The sequence below is a fragment of the Pseudomonas sp. FP215 genome (assembly GCF_030687795.1).
Taxonomy (GTDB): Bacteria; Pseudomonadota; Gammaproteobacteria; order Pseudomonadales; family Pseudomonadaceae; genus Aquipseudomonas; species Aquipseudomonas salmasensis.
Map to the genome: position 1 here is coordinate 6,197,721 of NZ_CP117447.1, position 17,944 is coordinate 6,215,664.

The following is a 17,944-nucleotide window of genomic DNA, read 5'->3' on the forward strand; positions in this document are numbered from 1 at the left end:
GAACCTGAGAGCGCCGCGTTAAACCAGAAACGCTGCGTTATCGTTAACGATCTTCGCGAGCAAGCTCGCTCCTACAGTAGATGCGGTGACCAGTTGGCCACCGCGTTAGCGCCTTAGTCTTCCAGCAACTCTTCAGCCTGACCCAGGATGTTTTCCAGGGTGAAACCGAACTCTTCGAACAAGGCTGGCGCCGGCGCCGACTCACCGTAGGTGGTCATGCCGATCACGCGGCCTTCCAGGCCCACGTATTTGTACCAGTAGTCGGCGTGGGCCGCTTCGATGGCGATACGCGCGCTGACCTGCAACGGCAATACCGATTGCTTGTAGCCGGCGTCCTGGGCTTCGAACACGCTGGTGCAGGGCATGGACACAACACGTACGTTGCGGCCTTGGGCAGTCAGCTTGTCGTACGCCTGAACGGTCAGGCCCACTTCGGAACCGGTGGAGATCAGGATCAGCTCCGGCTCGCCGATGCAGTCCTTGAGCACATAACCGCCACGGCTGATGTCGGCGATCTGCGCGTCGGTACGCACCTGGTGTTGCAGGTTCTGACGCGAGAAGATCAGCGCCGAAGGGCCGTCCTTGCGCTCGATGGCGTGCTTCCAGGCCACGGCGGATTCCACCGCATCGGCTGGGCGCCAGCAATCCAGGTTCGGCGTGGTGCGCAGGCTGGTCAATTGCTCGACCGGCTGGTGCGTCGGGCCGTCTTCGCCCAGGCCGATGGAGTCGTGGGTGTAGACGTGGATCACGCGCTTCTTCATCAGCGCGGCCATACGTACGGCGTTACGAGCGTATTCCATGAACATCAGGAAGGTCGCGCCGTAAGGCACCAAACCGCCGTGCAGGGACACGCCGTTCATGATGGCGCTCATGCCGAACTCGCGCACGCCGTAGTACATGTAGTTGCCGCTGGCGTCTTCGGCCGAGACACCTTTGCAACCTTTCCACAGGGTCAGGTTGGAACCGGCCAGGTCAGCCGAACCGCCGAGGAACTCAGGCAGCAACGGGCCAAAGGCGTTCAGGGTGTTCTGGCTGGCTTTACGGCTGGCGATGGTCTCGCCCTTGGCCGCGACTTCAGCGATGTAGGCCGAGGCTTTTTCCGAGAAGTCGGCAGGCAAGTCACCGGCCAGGCGGCGTACCAGTTCGTTGGCCAATTCCGGGAATTCGGCAGAGTAGGCCGAGAAACGCTGGTCCCACTCGGCTTCGGCGGCCAGGCCTTTTTCCTTGGCATCCCATTCGGCATAGATGTCGGCCGGGATTTCAAACGGGCCGTGGTTCCACTTCAGCGCTTCGCGGGTCAGGGCGATTTCCGCGTCACCCAGTGGGGCGCCGTGGCAGTCTTCTTTACCTTGCTTGTTCGGCGAGCCGAAACCGATGGTGGTCTTGCAGCAGATCAGGGTTGGCTGCGCGCTCTTGCGAGCGGTGTCGATGGCGGTCTTGATCTCTTCCGGATCGTGGCCGTCGACGTTGCGGATCACCTGCCAGTTGTAGGCTTCGAAACGCTTTGGCGTGTCGTCGGTGAACCAGCCTTCGACTTCGCCGTCGATGGAGATGCCGTTGTCATCGTAGAAGGCAATCAGCTTGCCCAGGCCCAGAGTGCCGGCCAGGGACGCGACTTCGTGGGAAATGCCTTCCATCATGCAGCCATCACCCAGGAATACGTAGGTGTGGTGGTCAACGATGTCGTGGCCAGGGCGGTTGAACTGCGCCCCCAGGACTTTTTCCGCCAGAGCGAAACCAACCGCATTGGCCAGGCCTTGGCCCAGGGGGCCGGTGGTGGTCTCAACGCCTGGGGTGTAGCCGAATTCCGGGTGGCCCGGGGTGCGGCTGTGCAGCTGACGGAAGCTCTTGAGGTCGTCGATGGTGACGTCGTAGCCGGTCAGGTGCAGCAGCGAATAAATCAGCATCGAGCCGTGGCCGTTGGACAGCACGAAGCGGTCACGGTCGGCGAACGACGGGTTGCTCGGGTTGTGTTTCAGGTAGTCACGCCAAAGTACCTCGGCGATATCCGCCATGCCCATCGGGGCACCGGGATGGCCGCTGTTGGCTTTTTGCACGGCATCCATGCTGAGGGCACGAATGGCGTTGGCACGCTCACGACGGCTGGGCATCGCTGATCTCCTGGAGTTTGCTTATAAAGAAACGGAAAAAAGGACCGGCATTTTCCCTCAGCCACCGCCTGCGGGCAATGACAGATAGTCACTTGTGGGCGTTTTTCCTGTGCTTTGGGCACCAATCCCTTGCAGAAACCTTTAACCGGTTCGTCTAAAGGTTATAGCGATGGCTTATAACCGCCACTTATCGATCAATATCAAAACTTTTTGATATTGGCCTTGCGGGGATCTACACCCGTCACTAGACTGCTGGCCTTATGAACCTACCCGTGCCCTCCCTGCGTCCTGACGACGGCGATGAACTGGCTGCCTTGTGCAAGGCCGCTGGCGATCCGTTGCGCTTGAACGTATTGCGCGCACTGGCCAACGATTCTTTCGGGGTACTGGAGCTGGCGCAGATCTTCGCCATCGGCCAGTCCGGCATGAGCCACCATTTGAAGGTGCTGGCCCAGGCCGACCTGGTGGCCACCCGTCGTGAAGGCAATGCGATTTTCTACCGACGCGCCCTGCCCCACACCGAACTGCTTGGCGGCAAATTGCACGCCGCCCTGCTCGACGAAGTGGACAACTTATGCCTGCCCGGTGATGTGCAGTCGCGCATCGGCCAGGTGCACGGGCAACGCGCCGCCGCCAGCCAGGATTTTTTCTCACGGGTGGCCGACAAGTTTCGCGCCCAACAGGACCTGATCGCCGGCTTGGCCCAGTACCGCGAAAGCGTACTGGCGCTGTTGGACAAGCTGAGCTTCAGTGAAGAAGCCACGGCCTTGGAAGTCGGCCCTGGCGACGGCGGTTTCCTGCCCGAACTGGCGCGCCGCTTCGAGCAGGTCACGGCGCTGGATAACAGCCCGGCAATGCTTGAACTGGCACGCCAACTCTGTGAGCGCGAAGCCCTGGGCAATGTGCGCCTGCAGTTGGCCGACGCCCTGAGTGACACCGGCCTGCGGGCCGATTGCGTGGTGCTGAACATGGTCTTGCACCATTTCGCCGCACCGGCAGAAGCCCTCAAGCAAATGGCCGGGTTGCTGCACCCCGGCGGTAGCCTGCTGGTTACGGATTTATGCAGCCACAACCAGAATTGGGCCAAGGAGGCCTGCGGTGATCTCTGGCTGGGTTTTGAACAGGACGATCTGGCCCGTTGGGCCACCGCTGCGGGACTCGTTCCCGGGGAAAGCCTCTATGTAGGTTTACGTAATGGTTTCCAGATTCAGGTCCGCCATTTTCAGCGACCGGCTGGCGACACTCACCATCGGTAAATATCAGGAAAACATCGAGATGAGCGAATACTCCCTTTTCACCTCCGAGTCCGTGTCTGAAGGGCATCCGGACAAAATCGCCGACCAGATTTCTGACGCGGTGCTGGACGCTATCATCGCTGAAGACAAGTTCGCCCGTGTGGCGTGCGAGACGCTGGTGAAAACGGGCGTGGCGATCATCGCCGGCGAAGTCACCACCACTGCCTGGGTTGACCTGGAGCAGATCGTACGTGACGTGATCACCGACATTGGCTACAACAGCTCCGACGTTGGCTTTGACGGCGCGACCTGCGGCGTGATGAACATCATCGGCAAGCAATCCCCGGACATCAACCAGGGCGTTGACCGCGCCAAGCCAGAAGACCAGGGCGCGGGCGATCAGGGCCTGATGTTCGGCTACGCCAGCAACGAAACCGACGTGCTGATGCCTGCACCGATCACCTTCTCGCACCAGCTGGTACAACGCCAGGCCGAGGCGCGTAAATCCGGCGTACTGCCATGGCTGCGCCCGGACGCCAAGTCCCAGGTGACCTGCCGCTACGAAGGCGGCAAAGTGGTGGGCATCGACGCCGTCGTACTGTCGACCCAGCACAACCCCGACGTGTCCTACGCCGACCTGCGTGAAGGCGTGATGGAGCTGATCGTCAAGCACGTGCTGCCTGCCGAACTGCTGACCAAGGACACCCAGTTCCACATCAACCCGACTGGCCAGTTCATCATCGGTGGCCCGGTGGGCGACTGCGGCCTGACCGGCCGCAAGATCATCGTCGACAGCTACGGCGGCATGGCCCGTCACGGCGGTGGCGCGTTCTCCGGCAAGGACCCTTCCAAGGTTGACCGCTCTGCGGCTTACGCCGGTCGTTATGTGGCCAAGAACATCGTCGCTGCCGGCCTGGCCGAGCGCTGCGAAATCCAGGTGTCCTACGCCATTGGCGTGGCCCAGCCTACGTCGATCTCGCTGAATACCTTCGGCACCGGCAAGATCAGCGATGACAAGATCGTCAAGCTGGTGCGCGAGATCTTCGACCTGCGCCCTTACGCGATCACCACCATGCTCGACCTGCTGCACCCGATGTATCAGGAAACCGCAGCCTACGGCCACTTCGGCCGTACCCCTGCGCAGAAGACTGTGGGCGATGACACCTTCAGCACCTTCACCTGGGAAAAAACCGACCGCGCCAACGACCTGCGTACCGCCGCCGGCCTGTAATCGTTCGCGGTAAATAAAGCCCCGCCAGCTCTGCCCGGCGGGGCTTTTTATTGCCTGCCAGACTGCGTGCGGTTTTGGAGGCCTCGCTGGGGCAGGTCAACAAAGCTTGCAACAAACTCGCCGACAGCCAGGCAAAAGTCGACGCCAAGCAGCAAAAGCAGCAGGCCAAGGCTGAAAACAACGACGCGGTGAAGGCCTTGGGCGGCCTGTTCAAGTAAACAGAAATACCCGGTAAAAAGCCCCGCTCGGTCGGGGCTTTTTTGTGGGCGCGTGGATCACTTAGGCTGGGCACCCCTTTTCGAGCAAGGATGCTCCTGATGCAAGTCTTACTGGCTGTTCTCATAAGCGCCCTGCCAGCCTGGGCCTGGGCCGAAACCTGCCCCGATGACGTTCACTCACAGTTGGAAACCTTGTCCAGGCAAATCCAGCAGTGGGACGACAGCTACCATCGACAGGGCCAATCCCTGATCAGCGACGAGCTCTACGACCAGGCCCGCACACGCCTGGCGCATTGGCAGGAATGCGCCCGCCAGCAGACACCCAAGGCTGATAACCCACTGGCCAGGGCGCGCGGCACCTTACGTCATCCGGTCGCGCACACGGGTTTGCAAAAGCTGCCGAGCGAGCCGGCCGTCAGTGACTGGCTCAGCACTCGACAGGATGTCTGGGTGCAACCCAAGGTGGATGGCGTTGCGGTGACCCTGGTGTATCGCCAGGGCCGCTTGCACCAGCTCATCAGTCGGGGCGACGGCCTGCTGGGTCACGACTGGTCAGCCTCCGCCGCCAAGATCCCCGGCATTGTCCAGCAACTGCCCGACGCCGTTGATGTGGTGCTGCAAGGCGAACTCTATTGGCGCCTCGACCACCATGTGCAATCGCTCAAGGGCGGGCTCAATGCCCGCAGCAAAGTGGCCGGCCTGATGAACCGTCGCCAGTTGAACGATGCCGAGGCTGCCGGGATCGGCCTGTTCGTCTGGGCATGGCCCCACGGCCCGACGGACTTCACCGAACGCCTGGCCACCCTGGCGCGCTGGGGGTTCACCGACAGTCAACAGTACAGCCAGCCCGTCGGCACCATCAGCGAAGCCGCGCATTGGCGTACCCATTGGTACAACGCGCCATTGCCCTTCGCCAGCGATGGCGTGGTGCTGCACCAGGCTGCGCGAGCACCCGCCGAGCGCTGGCAAGCCAGTGCGCCTTACTGGTCGGTTGCCTGGAAGTACCCGGCCATCAAGGCACTGGCGCTGGTGCGCAAGGTGCAGTTCAGGGTGGGGCGCACCGGGCGAATTACCCCAATCCTCGAACTGGAGCCCGTACGGCTGGATGATCGGCAGATCAGCCGGGTTAGCGTCAGCTCGCTCAAGCGCTGGCAAGCCCTGGATATCCGCCCAGGCGATCATGTGTCGATCAGCCTGGCGGGCCAGGTGATACCGCGGCTGGACGAAGTCATCCTGCGCAACAAGACACGCGTGGACGTGCAGGTCCCCGACCCTCAAGACTTCCACGCCTTGAGCTGCTGGCAACTGGACCCCGGTTGCGAAGATCAACTGCTCGCCCGCCTCACCTGGTTGAGCGGCAAACACGGCCTGGCCTTGCCCCATATGGGCCGTGAAACCTGGAACGTATTGATCCAGGCGGGTCTAATCGCAGGCTTTCTCGATTGGTTAACCCTGGATGCGGCCGAGCTTGCTACCATTGAGGGCTTAGGCGAGCGTACCCGTGCACGGATGCTCGACAGTATTCAAAGCGCCCGGCAACGCCCTTTTTTACAATGGCTCTGCGCCTTGGGCATACCGCCAGCGGCGCGCAACAACCTGGAAGGCAACTGGCAGACGCTGGTCGCCAAAGACACCCAAGCCTGGCTGGCCTCAGATGGCATCGGCCCGGGACGCGCGGCGCAACTCAGCGCTTTTTTTCGCGACCCGCAGGTACAAGCCATGGCTGAAACATTACGCGCAGCCGGGGTAGATGGGTTTTGAACACCACCCGGCCACCTGATTGCGAACCTGGAGCTTTATATGAAATTTCTCGCCCCCTTTGCCTTGCTGACCCTCGCAGGCTTCATGAGCACGCCACTGTTGGCCGCCGAAGACGCGCAACCCCTCACAGGCTGCGCCGCCAAACGCCAGGCCATCAGCAGCCAGATCGAACAGGCCAAGGCCCACGGCAACAGCTACCAACAGGCCGGCCTGGAAAAAGCCCTGGCCGAAGTCACCGCCAACTGCACCGATGCCGGCTTGAAGAAAGAACGTGAAAACAAGGTGCTCGACGCCAAGCATGATGTCAGCCGCCGTCAGGCCGACCTCGACAAGGCCATGAAAAAAGGTGACCCGGACAAGATCAACAAGCGCAAGGAGAAGCTGGCCGAAGCGCGCAAAGAGCTGCAAGACGCGGTGGAAGAACTCGACCAGTAAAACCGATCAATGATCGCGGAACTGTTTATGGCAAGCGCTGCAGGCATCTTCAACTTTTTGCACCGCAGGCTGAAGGTTGCTGGCTTTATAAGGCTGCACCTGGCTGGCGATCACCAATTCACCGGTGGCCGCCTCAAGGTCGCGGGCCAGTTGCTGGAACTGCGCCTGTTTTTGCCACACATCATCTTTGGCACTGGTGTGGTCTTCTTCGCGCACGCTCGGGAAATGTTTCCACGGCTCATGGGACAACGCATCCAGCTTGACCGCACCCTCGGCGAACTTGGCGCCATCGAATGGGATACGCCCGCGCAGCATGCCGCCCAGGTCTTCACCGGTCTTGAGCATCTGCTTGAAGATCGCCTTGCGCTGGCCCAAGGGAGAATTGGGGTCAACACCGCCACAGGCAGACACCGCCAGGCAGGCCAGCAATACAACAGTCAATTTTTTTAACATCATCATGGCTTCAAGGTCACGGGAAACGGCGGCCAGTATCCTCGCACCGCCTACAAAGACCAATAGCCCTATTAATAATAAGGGTTGCCCGGATGCAGTGAAGCACGGGCAATCGTTTCAGGAACTACCTACATGAATGTCATCTTCAAACCCTGGGGCCGGCGCCTGGCGTGGGCTCTGCCGATGTTCGCGCTACTGGCCGGCTGCGATGGCGGTAAAGACACCGGCAAAGAAGTTGCCCAGGAGCCCACCAAACCTCACGCCGTTGCCACCTATGTGAGCGCACCGTGGGAAGCCCTGCCGAGCGTTTCCGACAGCGACTTGCTCGCCGGGTTTGAATCCTGGCGCAGCGCCTGCCAGCGCCTCAAGGCCGACCCGATCTGGGGCGCGACCTGCGCGGCCGCGGCCAGCGTACCGGGCGATGCCGTGGCGGTTCGCGGCTTTCTCAAGGAACACCTGGATGTCTTCGGCCTGCGCTCGGCCAACAACACGCCAAACGGCTTGATCACGGGCTATTACGAGCCGGTCTACCCCGGCAGCCTGACAAAGACCGCCACCGCCCACGTGCCGGTATACGGCGTGCCGGATGACCTGATCATCGTCAACCTTGAGAGCATCTACCCGGAACTCAAAGGCAAGCGCCTGCGCGGGCGCCTGGAAGGTCGCGTGCTCAAGCCGTATGACGATGCCAGCACCCTCAACAGCCAAGGTTCCACCGCCAAGCCGATCGCCTGGCTGACCGACCCGATGGACCTGCAATTCCTGCAGATCCAGGGCTCGGGGCGTATTCAACTGGCCGGCGGGCGCCAACTGCGTGTGGGTTACGGCGACCAGAACGGCTACCCGTACCGCCCTATCGGCCGCTGGCTGGTGGAACAAGGCGAGCTGAAAAAAGAAGACGTGACCATGGGCGCCATCAGCGCCTGGGCCAAGGCCCACCCGCAGCGCATTCCAGAACTGCTGGCGAGCAACCCCAGCTACGTATTCTTCAGTGCCCGCCCCGACAGCAACGAAGGCCCGCGCGGCTCGCTGAACGTGCCATTGACCGCCGGCTACAGTGTGGCGGTGGATCGCAAGGTGATTCCGCTGGGCAGCCTGTTGTGGTTGTCGACCACCAAGCCAGACGGCACGCCACTGGCACGCCCCGTCGCAGCCCAGGATACCGGCGGCGCAATCACCGGCGAAGTGCGCGCAGATTTGTTCTGGGGCACAGGCAATGCCGCAGGCGAGTTGGCGGGAAATATGAAACAGCAAGGGCAGATCTGGATGCTGTGGCCCAAAGGTGCGGCATTGCCCCAGGTGCCGGATGCGCCTGCCGGAACCTGACAACCGCTAGTAATCAATGTGGGAGGGACTTGCCCTAATTCCATGTAGGAGCGAGCTTGCTCGCGAAAAACGCACAGGCGCCGCGCTTACTCAGCAAGCACGCGTAATCGTTGACGTTCTTCGCGAGCAAGCTCGCTCCTACAGTCGGGTTTGCCGCCCCCCACTTACATCGAAACGAAGAAGAAACTCGCAATCAACGCCATACCCACGGCCCACACCAGCGACCGCAAGATCGCCCAGTCCGCCAGGTAGCAGATGATGTACAGCAGGCGGCTGGTGATAAACAGCACTGCCAGCACGTTGATCGTCACCAGGTCGGCGTTGCCGGCCAGGTGCGCAACGATCACTGCGGCGGCAAACGCCGGTGTCACTTCGAAACTGTTGAGTTGCGCGCTATGAGCACGCTTGGCGACGCCTTCCAGGCTATCGAGGAAGGCACGCGGGTCGTGGTTATCCCGTGGCCCGAACTTGCCTGTACTGAACTTGGCCACACCGGTGCAAATGTACGGCAGAAAAATTGCGATCAACACACACCATAAAGCGACTGTCATCACCGATTCCTTTTAGTTTTATCCGACGGTTAGAGTTTCATCACCAACATGCCAATCAACACCAACCCACAGGCTATGAGCCGTGGACGGCCAAAAGGTTCTTTCAAGTAACGCATGCCGAACAGCACCACCAGGATCACACTGACTTCGCGCAGCGCGGCGGCTTCGGCAATCGAGCCCAACTGCATGGCCCAAAGTACCAAAGCGTAGCTCAACAATACGCACAGCCCCACGCTCAAGCCCAACCGCCACTGGGTGCGCCAGAACAGGCTGAAGGCTGCACGCTTGCGCACCAGCGCCAGCAACGGAAACGGCCACGCACTGACCAGCGTCAGCCACACCAGGTAATCCAGCGGATGCGACCAGCGCCGTAGCGCCTGCCCATCCAGAAAGGTGTAGCAGCCAATGCACAGGCCGATCAGCAACACCACCGGCAGCATCGACCAGGGCAACCGGTCACCGCCGCCGCCCTGCCACAACAGGCATACCATGCCGAACGGGATCAGCAGGATCCCCAGAATCTGCTGGGTGCTCAACACTTCGCCAGCAAACACCAGCGTCAGCACCAGCACCACCAGCGGCGACAAACCGCGCATCAACGGATACACCAGGCCCAGGTCCCCCACCCGATAGGCCTGGATCAACAAATAGCGATAGAGCAATTCAAACAGCGCCGAGGCCGCGATCCACGGCCAAATGTCCAGCGGCGGCAAGGACACGAACCCCACCGCCACTACCACGAACAGCAGCGCCACGCTGTCCATGCAGGCGATGACCAAAAGGCGCTCGCCACTGAACTTGATCAAGGTGTTCCACGTCGCATGCAACAGCGCCGCTACCAGCACCAGAGCTGTCGCTACCACCCGAACCTCCTTAATTGATACGTCATGTAACAGCACCTGTTTATACTAACCACCGATTCGACGCACCCCGTGCGCCTATATTTCCCTGCTCCAAGGACCCCGGATGCTTGAACTTGTCGCCGCCTTCATCTGCCTCACCACCCTGCTCACTTATGTGAACTTCCGCTTTATCGGCCTGCCGCCCACCATCGGCGTGATGGTCACTGCACTGCTGTTCTCGCTGATCCTGCAAGGCCTGAGCGTGCTCGGCTACCCAGGTTTAGAGGAACGCGTCCAACAGCTGATCGGCCAGATCGACTTTGGCGATTTGCTGATGAACTGGATGCTGTCGTTCCTGCTGTTCGCCGGCGCCTTGCACGTCAACTTGAACGACCTGCGCAGCTACCGCTGGCCCATCGGCCTGCTGGCAACCTTTGGCGTGTTGATCGCCACCGTGGTGATCGGCAGCCTGGCGTACTACATCTTCGCCCTGTTTGGCTGGCACGTGAGTTTCCTTTACTGCCTGCTATTCGGCGCGCTGATCTCCCCCACCGACCCCATTGCGGTGCTCGGCGTGCTGCGGACCGCCAATGCCTCCAAACCGCTGAAAACCACCATCGTCGGCGAGTCGCTGTTCAATGACGGCACCGCCGTGGTGGTGTTTACCGTGCTGCTGGGCATCGCGCAGTTGGGTGAAACGCCCACCGTCGGCGCCACGGCCATGCTGTTTGCCCACGAAGCCATTGGCGGCGTGCTGTTTGGCGGGCTGATCGGCTACCTCGTGTACCTGATGATCAAGAGCATCGAACAGCACCAGATCGAAGTCATGCTGACCCTCGCCCTGGTGATCGGCGGCTCGGCCATGGCTTCGGAACTGCATGTGTCCGCACCGATTGCGATGGTGGTCGCGGGGCTGATCATCGGCAACCTGGGGCGCAAGCTGGCGATGAACGACATGACGCGTCGCTACCTGGATGGCTTCTGGGAACTGCTCGATGACATGCTCAACGCGCTGCTGTTTGCGCTGATCGGCATGGAGCTGCTGCTATTGCCATTCAACTGGCTGCACGTGTTCGCGGCCAGCCTGCTGGCGGTGGCGATCCTGCTCTCGCGCCTGCTGACCGTGGCCCCGGCGATCCTGTTGCTGCGCCGTTGGCGCTCGGTGCCACGCGGCACAATCCGCATCCTCACCTGGGGCGGCCTGCGTGGCGGCGTCTCGGTGGCACTGGCCTTGGCCCTGCCCTTGGGCCCGGAGCGCGACTTGTTGCTGAGCATCACCTACATCGTGGTGCTGTCTTCGATCCTGTTGCAGGGGTTGACGATTGGTCGCGTTGTCAGCCGTGTCACTGCGCCGCAGTAACCGCGCCGCGCAACACGTCAAGCAGATGCCGCATCGCCAACGGGCGGCGCGGTGTCGAGCTGTACATGACCACCATCTCGCGTGCATAGCACAGCCGGTCGCCGGCCGGTAACACACGGATGCCGTTGCAGGGCATGCCCGCCCACTGCGGCACCAGCGATACCCCCATCCCCTGGGCGACCAGCATCAGGATAGTTTCCAGCGCATCCAGCTCACATAACACCTCGGGCTCAAAGGACTGTTCATCGAGAAAGCGCTGGGCGATCTGCCCACCCCAGGAGCGAGCGTCATAGCGGATAAACGGGCGTTCGCCTAACAAGGCTGCCAGTGACTGCGCCCCCCACTCGGCGGGCGCAATCAGAATCAAGGGTTCGGCACGCAGCAAAGCCATCGACAAGGCTTTGGGCGGTTGAAAGGGCGGTCGCACCAGTATCGCTGCATCCAATTCCTGGTTGAGCAACTTCTCATAGAGGCTTCTGGAATCGCCGGGTGTGATCTTCAGCCTCAGCTTGGGTGCCGACACTGTCAGCCGCTCGATCAGTCCGGGCAAGATGCCGGTCAGCGCCGTGGAAATGGCCCCGATTTTAATCTCCCCCGATAACTCGTCCTGGCTCAGGTGCTCCTGCAACTGGCGCGCCTGTTCAATGACGGCCTGGATTCTGGGCAAAAGCAGCAAGCATTGGTCCGAAGGCCACGCGGCATGTGCGGTGCGCATGAGCAGCGTACAACCCAGCGTGCGCTCAAGCGCCTTGACCCGCTGGCTGATCGCCGCCGCACTGCGGTTTTCACGCCGTGCAGCAGCGGCTATGGACCCGGTTTCAATGACAGCGACCAGGCTCCTCAGGAATCGAACATCCATAAGTTTTCCTTTCGCTCAGACCAAGGCAAACCCGTTTTACCCTGGCGGCACCGCCTGTTTAACCTGACAGCTCACCATCTGGAGAGCCAGCCATGAACAGACCCTTCCACGCTGCATACCATGTTTATGACTTAGACGAGGCGCGCATTTTTTATCGAGATGTTTTGGGTTGCACCGAGGGCCGGTGCAGCGCGACCTGGATCGACTTCGACTTTTTCGGCAATCAACTTTCACTGCACCTGGGTACGCCCTTCCCCACTACACGTACCGGCCTGGTCGGTGAGCACCGGGTACTGATGCCGCACCTGGGCGTGGTGTTGCCACTTGATGAGTGGTTAACGCTTGCCGAGCGCCTCACCCGCCTGGGCACACGCTTCGAGATCCCACCCGTGACGCGCTTTGCCGGCGAACCGGGCGAGCAGCGCACGATGTTTTTCCTCGACCCCAGCGGTAATCCCATAGAAGTGAAAGGGTTCAAGCACTTCGAAGGGTTGTTCGCCCAGTAAATTCCTGACCACCACAACAATAAGGGCCACCCCCATGACCGTCAGAAAACCCACCAGCCTCATCACCCGCATCATGATCGGCCTGGTTGCCGGGATAATCGTCGGCATCCTGCTCAACCAGTTTCCCGAGCAAAAAGCCTGGTTCATCGACAACCTGCTGCAACCGGCGGGCGACCTGTTCATCAAGCTGATGAAGATGATCGTCGTGCCGCTCGTCTTCGCCTGCATGACCGTCGGCATCGCCGGCATGGGCAACCCGGCTGCCCTGGGTCGCGTCGGCCTGAAGACCTTCGCGTACTTCTTCACCATCACCAGCATTGCCATCGTCTTCGGCCTGCTGGTTGGCAATGTGGTGCAGCCGGGTTCGGGCGCCGAATTCGGCAGCACGCTGCAGGCACCGGCCACGGGGCTGGCCTCCAGTGGCAGCCCGCAGAACCTGGGCCAGATACTGCTGGCGATCGTGCCGGACAACATCATCCTGGCCATGTCGCAGGGCAAACTACTGTCGGTACTGTTTTTCGCGATCCTGTTCGGTTGTGCCTTGTCGTTGCTGCCCGAGGAGCGCAAAGCGCCGTTGATCAGCGTGATGCAAGGCGTTTCCGACACCATGTTCAAGGTTACCCACCTGGTCATGCATTACTCGCCGATAGGTATTTTCGGGCTGATCGCGGTCACCGTCGCCAGCTTTGGCCTCAGCGCGTTGCTGCCACTGGCCAAACTGATCGGCACCACCTATGTCGCGGTGCTCTTGTTTGCCCTGTGTGTATTGGGGGCAGTGGCACGCCTGGCCGGCGTCGGCTTTTTTCACCTGCTGCGAGAAATACGCAGTGAACTGTTACTGGCCTTCAGCAGCGCCGCCTCGGCGACGGTCATGCCTCAACTGATCGAGAAGATGGAGCGTTATGGCGCGCCTCGGCCCATTACCAGCATGGTGATCCCGCTGGGTTACTCGTTCAACCTGGATGGCGCATCGCTGTTTGCCGCACTGGGCACGCTGTTCATCGCCCAGGCGTATGGCATCGACTTGAGCCTGGCGGATCAAGGCATGCTGGTCTTGATCATGGTGCTGACATCAAAGGGCGCGGCAGGCGTGCCAGGCTTCATGTTCATCATCCTGACCGCGACCTTGACCGCCGCAGGGCTGCCGGTGGAAGGCGTGGCGATCATCGCAGGCATCTATCGGCTGATGGATATGCCCGTCACCGCACTGAACGTACTGGGCAACGCATTGGCACCCTTGGTCATCGCACGCTGGGAAGGCCAGCTCAAGGCACCCGACAGCACGCCGGCCTCCGAGCCTCCCAGCGTGCCATTCAAGGCCTGACGCGGCAGCCAGGGTGATGTCAGGCTTTGTCCTTATCCTGACGGGGCTTGGCCCGCGTATGAGATTGAGTAACAGCAGGCACGGACGCCTCGCTGCGAACCTGGGCATGGCTGATCAACGCAAAGATGAAACTACCACCGATGATGTTGCCGGCCAGGGTCGGCCCGGCGAAGACCAGCCAGAAATCCTTCCACGGCAACTCGCCGGCAAACACCAGATAGGACACTTCGGCCGAACCGACGACGATATGGGTGAAGTCCCCCAGCGCCATGAAGTAGGTGATCAGAATGATGATCCACACCTTGGCACTCTCCATCGACGGGATCATCCAGACCATGGTGGCGATCATCCAACCGGAGACGATGCCCTTGGCAAACATCTGCGCAGGGTCGTTCTCCATGACCTTGCGCCCGATCTCGAGGAAGGCCAGGTCGGTCTTGGTATCGAAGATCGGCAGGTGCAGCATCACGTAGGCCACCAGCAAGGTGCCACACAGGTTGCCCACCAGCACCACTGTCCACAGCCGCAACAAGCGCGCGGCATTGGCCAGGGTCGGTTTGCTCATCACCGGCAGCACGGCGGTCAGGGTGTTTTCGGTAAACAACTGCTGACGGGCAAGAATTACTGCGAGAAAGCCTGCGCAATAGCCAAAGCTGGCGATCACCTTGAATTCCTCACCATCCGGCAGGCGCGAATTGAGCAGGCCCATACCCATCAGCGACAGGCCCATGGTCAAGCCGGCGGCCAGCGCCGACCACCACAGCGCGGCCACATTGCGCTCCAGCTCCTGGTCGCCTTGGGTGCGGATAATTTCGTGTAATACAGCCGCGCGAGGCGGCTGGTTGTCATCAACGTCCTGCTGCTCTTCCTGCGACAGGTTGGGGGTCTTGCCGTCTGCTTGAGTGGCCATGATGTACCAGAGTCCAAGGGGTGCCTGTAGCTACGACACGCCGCGACGATGGGTGTTCAGTGGCACCGCAACTAAACCGGAATACGCCAGGCCTTGGCCTGCTCCACGGTGGTAGAGCTCAAGGGTTTACCCCACGGTTTATTGCGCGCCCGGTAGTGTTTGACGATGCCATCAAGCACACGGTTAAACTCCGCTGGCGTCGTCGCCTCGCCCAAATCACGCACCGCGCGTTGCAATAACTCGACGTTGGCAGCCGGCTGACCAGGGCGGTATAGCGAGGGATAAATGACTTCGCGGATAAAATTCGCTGCCTTCACCCCGATATCGCGTTTTTGCATTTCAGTGACGGCGCTGCTCAACACCTTGGACAGGCCAGAGCCATTGCCCGTCCCGCGTTTGGCGCCCACCTGCAGCAGTTGCTGAAAATTACGCTGGCCTGGCGCATTCAGGCGCTTGCCCAGCCAGTCGATATCCTCGGGTCTACGGGCGAGGGCGTCCAGATTGCGCAGCGCCGAGGCTATTTTTGGCGTCATCACCAGCGACGTGTCGGATTGATTCGCTTCGGCAATCGCACTGTCCAATGCCTTTAACGCCTGTTGTGCGTCTTTGCGAAAACGCAACGCCTCGGCGCCGGCCGGGTCCTTTTGCAGTTCGTCCTGCACGCTGGCGAGCATTTGATCATCCATCGCCATCACGGCATCGTTCAGCGAGGGGAATTCATGGCGCTCGCGCTCCAGCTCACGTTTTTGCAGATGCCCTGACACCGCCTGGCGGGCCTGGGCCTGCAAATGCTGTTTCTGCTCGCAGGTCATGGTGAAGTTGACGGTGCCACCGAGCAGGCCGCGATAGTCGCCTTTATCGGAGTTCAACGGCAACGTTACGGTTTGCTCCGAATACGCTTTGAGCCGGTCATCCTGATAGCTTTCAGCGGCGGTGTGTGGCGTGCCGGTGAACGTGTCGGTCAGATAGCTGAAAAAACCACCGCTTTGGCGGGGCGCTGATGGTTTGTCAGACTCGAACTTGACGATCAGGGCTTCGTCCTTGCCCAGGGGGCTTTGCGGGAAAGAACGTTCAATAATGCCTGGCGCCGGGGTATTGAGCAGCAACCCGCCGTCCTGAAACGCCGTGACCTCTGAAGCAGCCTGAAACCCCTGGCCCTGTTCGGAAGGGCTCTTAAACAACCCAGGCAGCGCCCCCGAAATAAGCGCGGCGCGGGCGATATCCATATCCGGTGTGAGGCTGGCATTGAACACCACCAACTGCGGGCGACCGTCGAACATGCCCGTGCCGGTGATGTTCAGTTGCTTGATCGCCGGAATATGCCGGCTCAAGATCTCCAAGTCGCGAAAAGTGGGGCCACCGCCAGCGCTGAGCCGTTCGGCAATTGCGGTGACTTCCGGGGGGCGGTTGGCTGCGGGCATACCCGCGATATGGGCGAGAACAGACTTACGTGATTCATTACGAATCAAGTCTTCCAGCGGCTGCCCCTCGGTTTGCAGGCGCGGCAGCAACGTCAGCAGCAGTTGAGAGATATTACCCGCCGGCCCTGGCACTTTCCCGACGAGTTTGCCGATCTGGGAACTGGCCTCCTGCAACCACGCCGTGACCGGGTCTTTGCTATTGAGCAGGCTGGGCAGGTCAAGGTTATTCGACAGTTGCGTAAAGGCCTTGGCATCCATGCCGCTGGCGAGTAGCGCTGCCGAAATAGCGCCGGCAGAAGAGCCGGAAACCACTTTGACGCCTTTGAGCTTATCGGCCTCTTCAAGCGCCTGCACCATCCCTGGAAAGGCGATGCCCTTGGCGCCACCGCCACTGAGCACCAAGTGAGCAGGCGGCGGCGGTGACAGCACCACCTCCACCCGCCCGTCACTGTAACGATAAATACTCAGGTTGCGCTCGCCCACACCTTTGACCAGAGGCGTCTTTACGTCCTGGCCGGTGGTCTGAGGCTGAGGGGGCTGATTCTGTACAACAGAACTGGAGACTTTCATACACGAGGCTCTCTCTACAGGGTGTAGGCCTGAGTGATGAGAGAGCCTCGGATAGATCCATGTGGAATGATTTGGTCACGCAAATCACGCCACGTAGGTGTTACTCGGGAAGACTGTCGTCCTTGAACTGGTCCTTCACGTACTTGATCTCGGTGCGGCCGTGGGGTGCCGGCAAACCGTCTTCGCCCAGGTTGACGAAGACCATTTTTTCCACGGTCAGGATGCTTTTGCGCGTGATCTTGTTGCGCACTTCACAGGTCAGGGTGATGGAGGTGCGGCCGAACTCGGTGGCGGTGATGCCCAGTTCGATGATGTCGCCCTGGCGCGAGGCGCTGACAAAGTTGATTTCCGAGATGTACTTGGTGACCACGCGCTGGTTGCCGAGTTGGACAATGGCGTAGATGGCCGCTTCTTCGTCGATCCAGCGCAGCAGGCTGCCGCCGAACAGGGTGCCGTTGGGGTTGAGGTCTTCGGGTTTTACCCATTTGCGGGTGTGGAAGTTCATGATCACTCCAAAGCGTCTTGCCAAATGATGGGCAACATCATGGCAGAGCCAGGGCCCAAGCTCTATGAGCCATTAGCTATCAGGCCCATGAGCGATCTTCATGCCGCCGACAGAAAGGCTTGGGAAGTGCCGCTTACACGGCTATAATCGCCTCCGCTTCAAAACGGTCATCTTCGATTGATACCGTTCTCCCGCCACCTGTCCGAGGGGCGCTGCAGCAGGTTCAACCTGTCAGGCTCGGATGGGGCGTTGTCCGGCCTGGTTGCCCTGGCCTGATACTAAACGCACAACGGCGCCCATTCGCACCCTACGAATGGAGGCTCTCT

Annotated in this window: 17 protein-coding genes and 1 riboswitch; of the genes, 9 read left to right on the plus strand and 8 right to left on the minus strand. The window is 60.8% G+C overall.

Translation table 11 applies throughout. The features are described from left to right. Positions 1-113 precede the first annotated feature (113 nt). Entirely contained in the window at positions 114-2,111 is a 1,998-nt protein-coding gene (gene tkt / locus PSH76_RS28180) for a transketolase (protein ID WP_034133964.1), read from the minus strand. 260 nt (positions 2,112-2,371) lie between these two features. Between tkt and PSH76_RS28185 the strand changes: the two genes are divergently transcribed. The 5 genes from PSH76_RS28185 to PSH76_RS28205 all read left to right on the plus strand — a co-directional run bounded on the left by PSH76_RS28185 (position 2,372) and on the right by PSH76_RS28205 (position 6,991). Continuing rightward, positions 2,372-3,367 carry a metalloregulator ArsR/SmtB family transcription factor gene (locus PSH76_RS28185; protein WP_003194962.1) on the plus strand — a complete coding sequence of 332 codons (996 nt, stop codon included), beginning with the start codon at positions 2,372-2,374 and terminating at the stop codon, positions 3,365-3,367. 19 nt (positions 3,368-3,386) lie between these two features. Continuing rightward, positions 3,387-4,577, plus strand: coding sequence for a methionine adenosyltransferase (gene metK, locus PSH76_RS28190; protein ID WP_003194964.1), 1,191 nt, complete (start codon positions 3,387-3,389; stop codon positions 4,575-4,577). A 50-nt stretch (positions 4,578-4,627) separates the two neighbouring features. Continuing rightward, on the plus strand, positions 4,628-4,795 hold the full coding sequence (locus PSH76_RS28195) for a hypothetical protein (RefSeq protein WP_305494510.1): 168 nt from the start codon (positions 4,628-4,630) through the stop codon (positions 4,793-4,795). Between the two features lie 99 nt (positions 4,796-4,894). Beyond that, complete coding sequence (gene ligB / locus PSH76_RS28200) at positions 4,895-6,556, plus strand: NAD-dependent DNA ligase LigB (protein ID WP_305493282.1); 1,662 nt, start codon at positions 4,895-4,897, stop codon at positions 6,554-6,556. A 39-nt stretch (positions 6,557-6,595) separates the two neighbouring features. Then, complete coding sequence (locus tag PSH76_RS28205; RefSeq protein WP_032894900.1) at positions 6,596-6,991, plus strand: DUF1090 domain-containing protein; 396 nt, start codon at positions 6,596-6,598, stop codon at positions 6,989-6,991. Positions 6,992-6,997: 6 nt separating this feature from the next. Here PSH76_RS28205 and PSH76_RS28210 read toward each other — a convergent pair whose 3' ends face one another. Further along, complete coding sequence (locus PSH76_RS28210; RefSeq protein WP_003194972.1) at positions 6,998-7,447, minus strand: cytochrome c; 450 nt, start codon at positions 7,445-7,447, stop codon at positions 6,998-7,000. A 129-nt stretch (positions 7,448-7,576) separates the two neighbouring features. Here PSH76_RS28210 and PSH76_RS28215 point away from each other — a divergent pair, with 129 nt between their 5' ends. Continuing rightward, positions 7,577-8,770, plus strand: a complete 1,194-nt coding sequence (locus tag PSH76_RS28215; protein ID WP_305493283.1) for a murein transglycosylase A — start codon at positions 7,577-7,579, stop codon at positions 8,768-8,770. Between the two features lie 164 nt (positions 8,771-8,934). Here the strand turns inward: PSH76_RS28215 and PSH76_RS28220 are convergent, their stop codons facing one another. Together PSH76_RS28220 and PSH76_RS28225 are read right to left on the minus strand one after the other, a co-directional pair. Beyond that, positions 8,935-9,321 (minus strand): MAPEG family protein, encoded by a 387-nt coding sequence (locus PSH76_RS28220; protein ID WP_003194977.1) that lies wholly within the window; start codon positions 9,319-9,321, stop codon positions 8,935-8,937. 29 nt (positions 9,322-9,350) lie between these two features. After that, a complete protein-coding gene (locus PSH76_RS28225; protein WP_305493284.1) occupies positions 9,351-10,184 on the minus strand; it encodes an EamA family transporter in 834 nt (277 codons plus the stop codon). Positions 10,185-10,287: 103 nt separating this feature from the next. On the opposite strand from PSH76_RS28225, the gene PSH76_RS28230 reads away from it, so the two are divergent. Next, positions 10,288-11,523, plus strand: a complete 1,236-nt coding sequence (locus PSH76_RS28230; protein WP_098950148.1) for a sodium:proton antiporter — start codon at positions 10,288-10,290, stop codon at positions 11,521-11,523. On the opposite strand, the gene PSH76_RS28235 is transcribed toward PSH76_RS28230, so the two are convergent. Beyond that, positions 11,507-12,382, minus strand: coding sequence for a LysR family transcriptional regulator (locus tag PSH76_RS28235; RefSeq protein WP_098950147.1), 876 nt, complete (start codon positions 12,380-12,382; stop codon positions 11,507-11,509). The two genes, PSH76_RS28230 and PSH76_RS28235, sit on opposite strands and share 17 nt — an antisense overlap. Positions 12,383-12,474: 92 nt before the next feature. On the opposite strand from PSH76_RS28235, the gene PSH76_RS28240 reads away from it, so the two are divergent. Continuing rightward, positions 12,475-12,888 (plus strand): VOC family protein, encoded by a 414-nt coding sequence (locus PSH76_RS28240; protein WP_138762890.1) that lies wholly within the window; start codon positions 12,475-12,477, stop codon positions 12,886-12,888. Between the two features lie 34 nt (positions 12,889-12,922). After that, positions 12,923-14,212, plus strand: a complete 1,290-nt coding sequence (locus PSH76_RS28245; RefSeq protein ID WP_278916339.1) for a cation:dicarboxylate symporter family transporter — start codon at positions 12,923-12,925, stop codon at positions 14,210-14,212. A gap of 19 nt (positions 14,213-14,231) precedes the next feature. Here the strand turns inward: PSH76_RS28245 and PSH76_RS28250 are convergent, their stop codons facing one another. The 3 genes from PSH76_RS28250 to PSH76_RS28260 all read right to left on the minus strand — a co-directional run bounded on the left by PSH76_RS28250 (position 14,232) and on the right by PSH76_RS28260 (position 17,618). Continuing rightward, positions 14,232-15,122 (minus strand): formate/nitrite transporter family protein, encoded by an 891-nt coding sequence (locus PSH76_RS28250; protein WP_032894799.1) that lies wholly within the window; start codon positions 15,120-15,122, stop codon positions 14,232-14,234. 71 nt (positions 15,123-15,193) lie between these two features. Next, positions 15,194-17,113 (minus strand): patatin-like phospholipase family protein, encoded by a 1,920-nt coding sequence (locus PSH76_RS28255; protein ID WP_305493285.1) that lies wholly within the window; start codon positions 17,111-17,113, stop codon positions 15,194-15,196. 100 nt (positions 17,114-17,213) lie between these two features. Next, positions 17,214-17,618, minus strand: a complete 405-nt coding sequence (locus tag PSH76_RS28260; protein ID WP_003194988.1) for an acyl-CoA thioesterase — start codon at positions 17,616-17,618, stop codon at positions 17,214-17,216. A 198-nt stretch (positions 17,619-17,816) separates the two neighbouring features. Continuing rightward, positions 17,817-17,923, plus strand: a riboswitch (S-adenosyl-L-homocysteine riboswitch). Positions 17,924-17,944 lie beyond the last annotated feature (21 nt).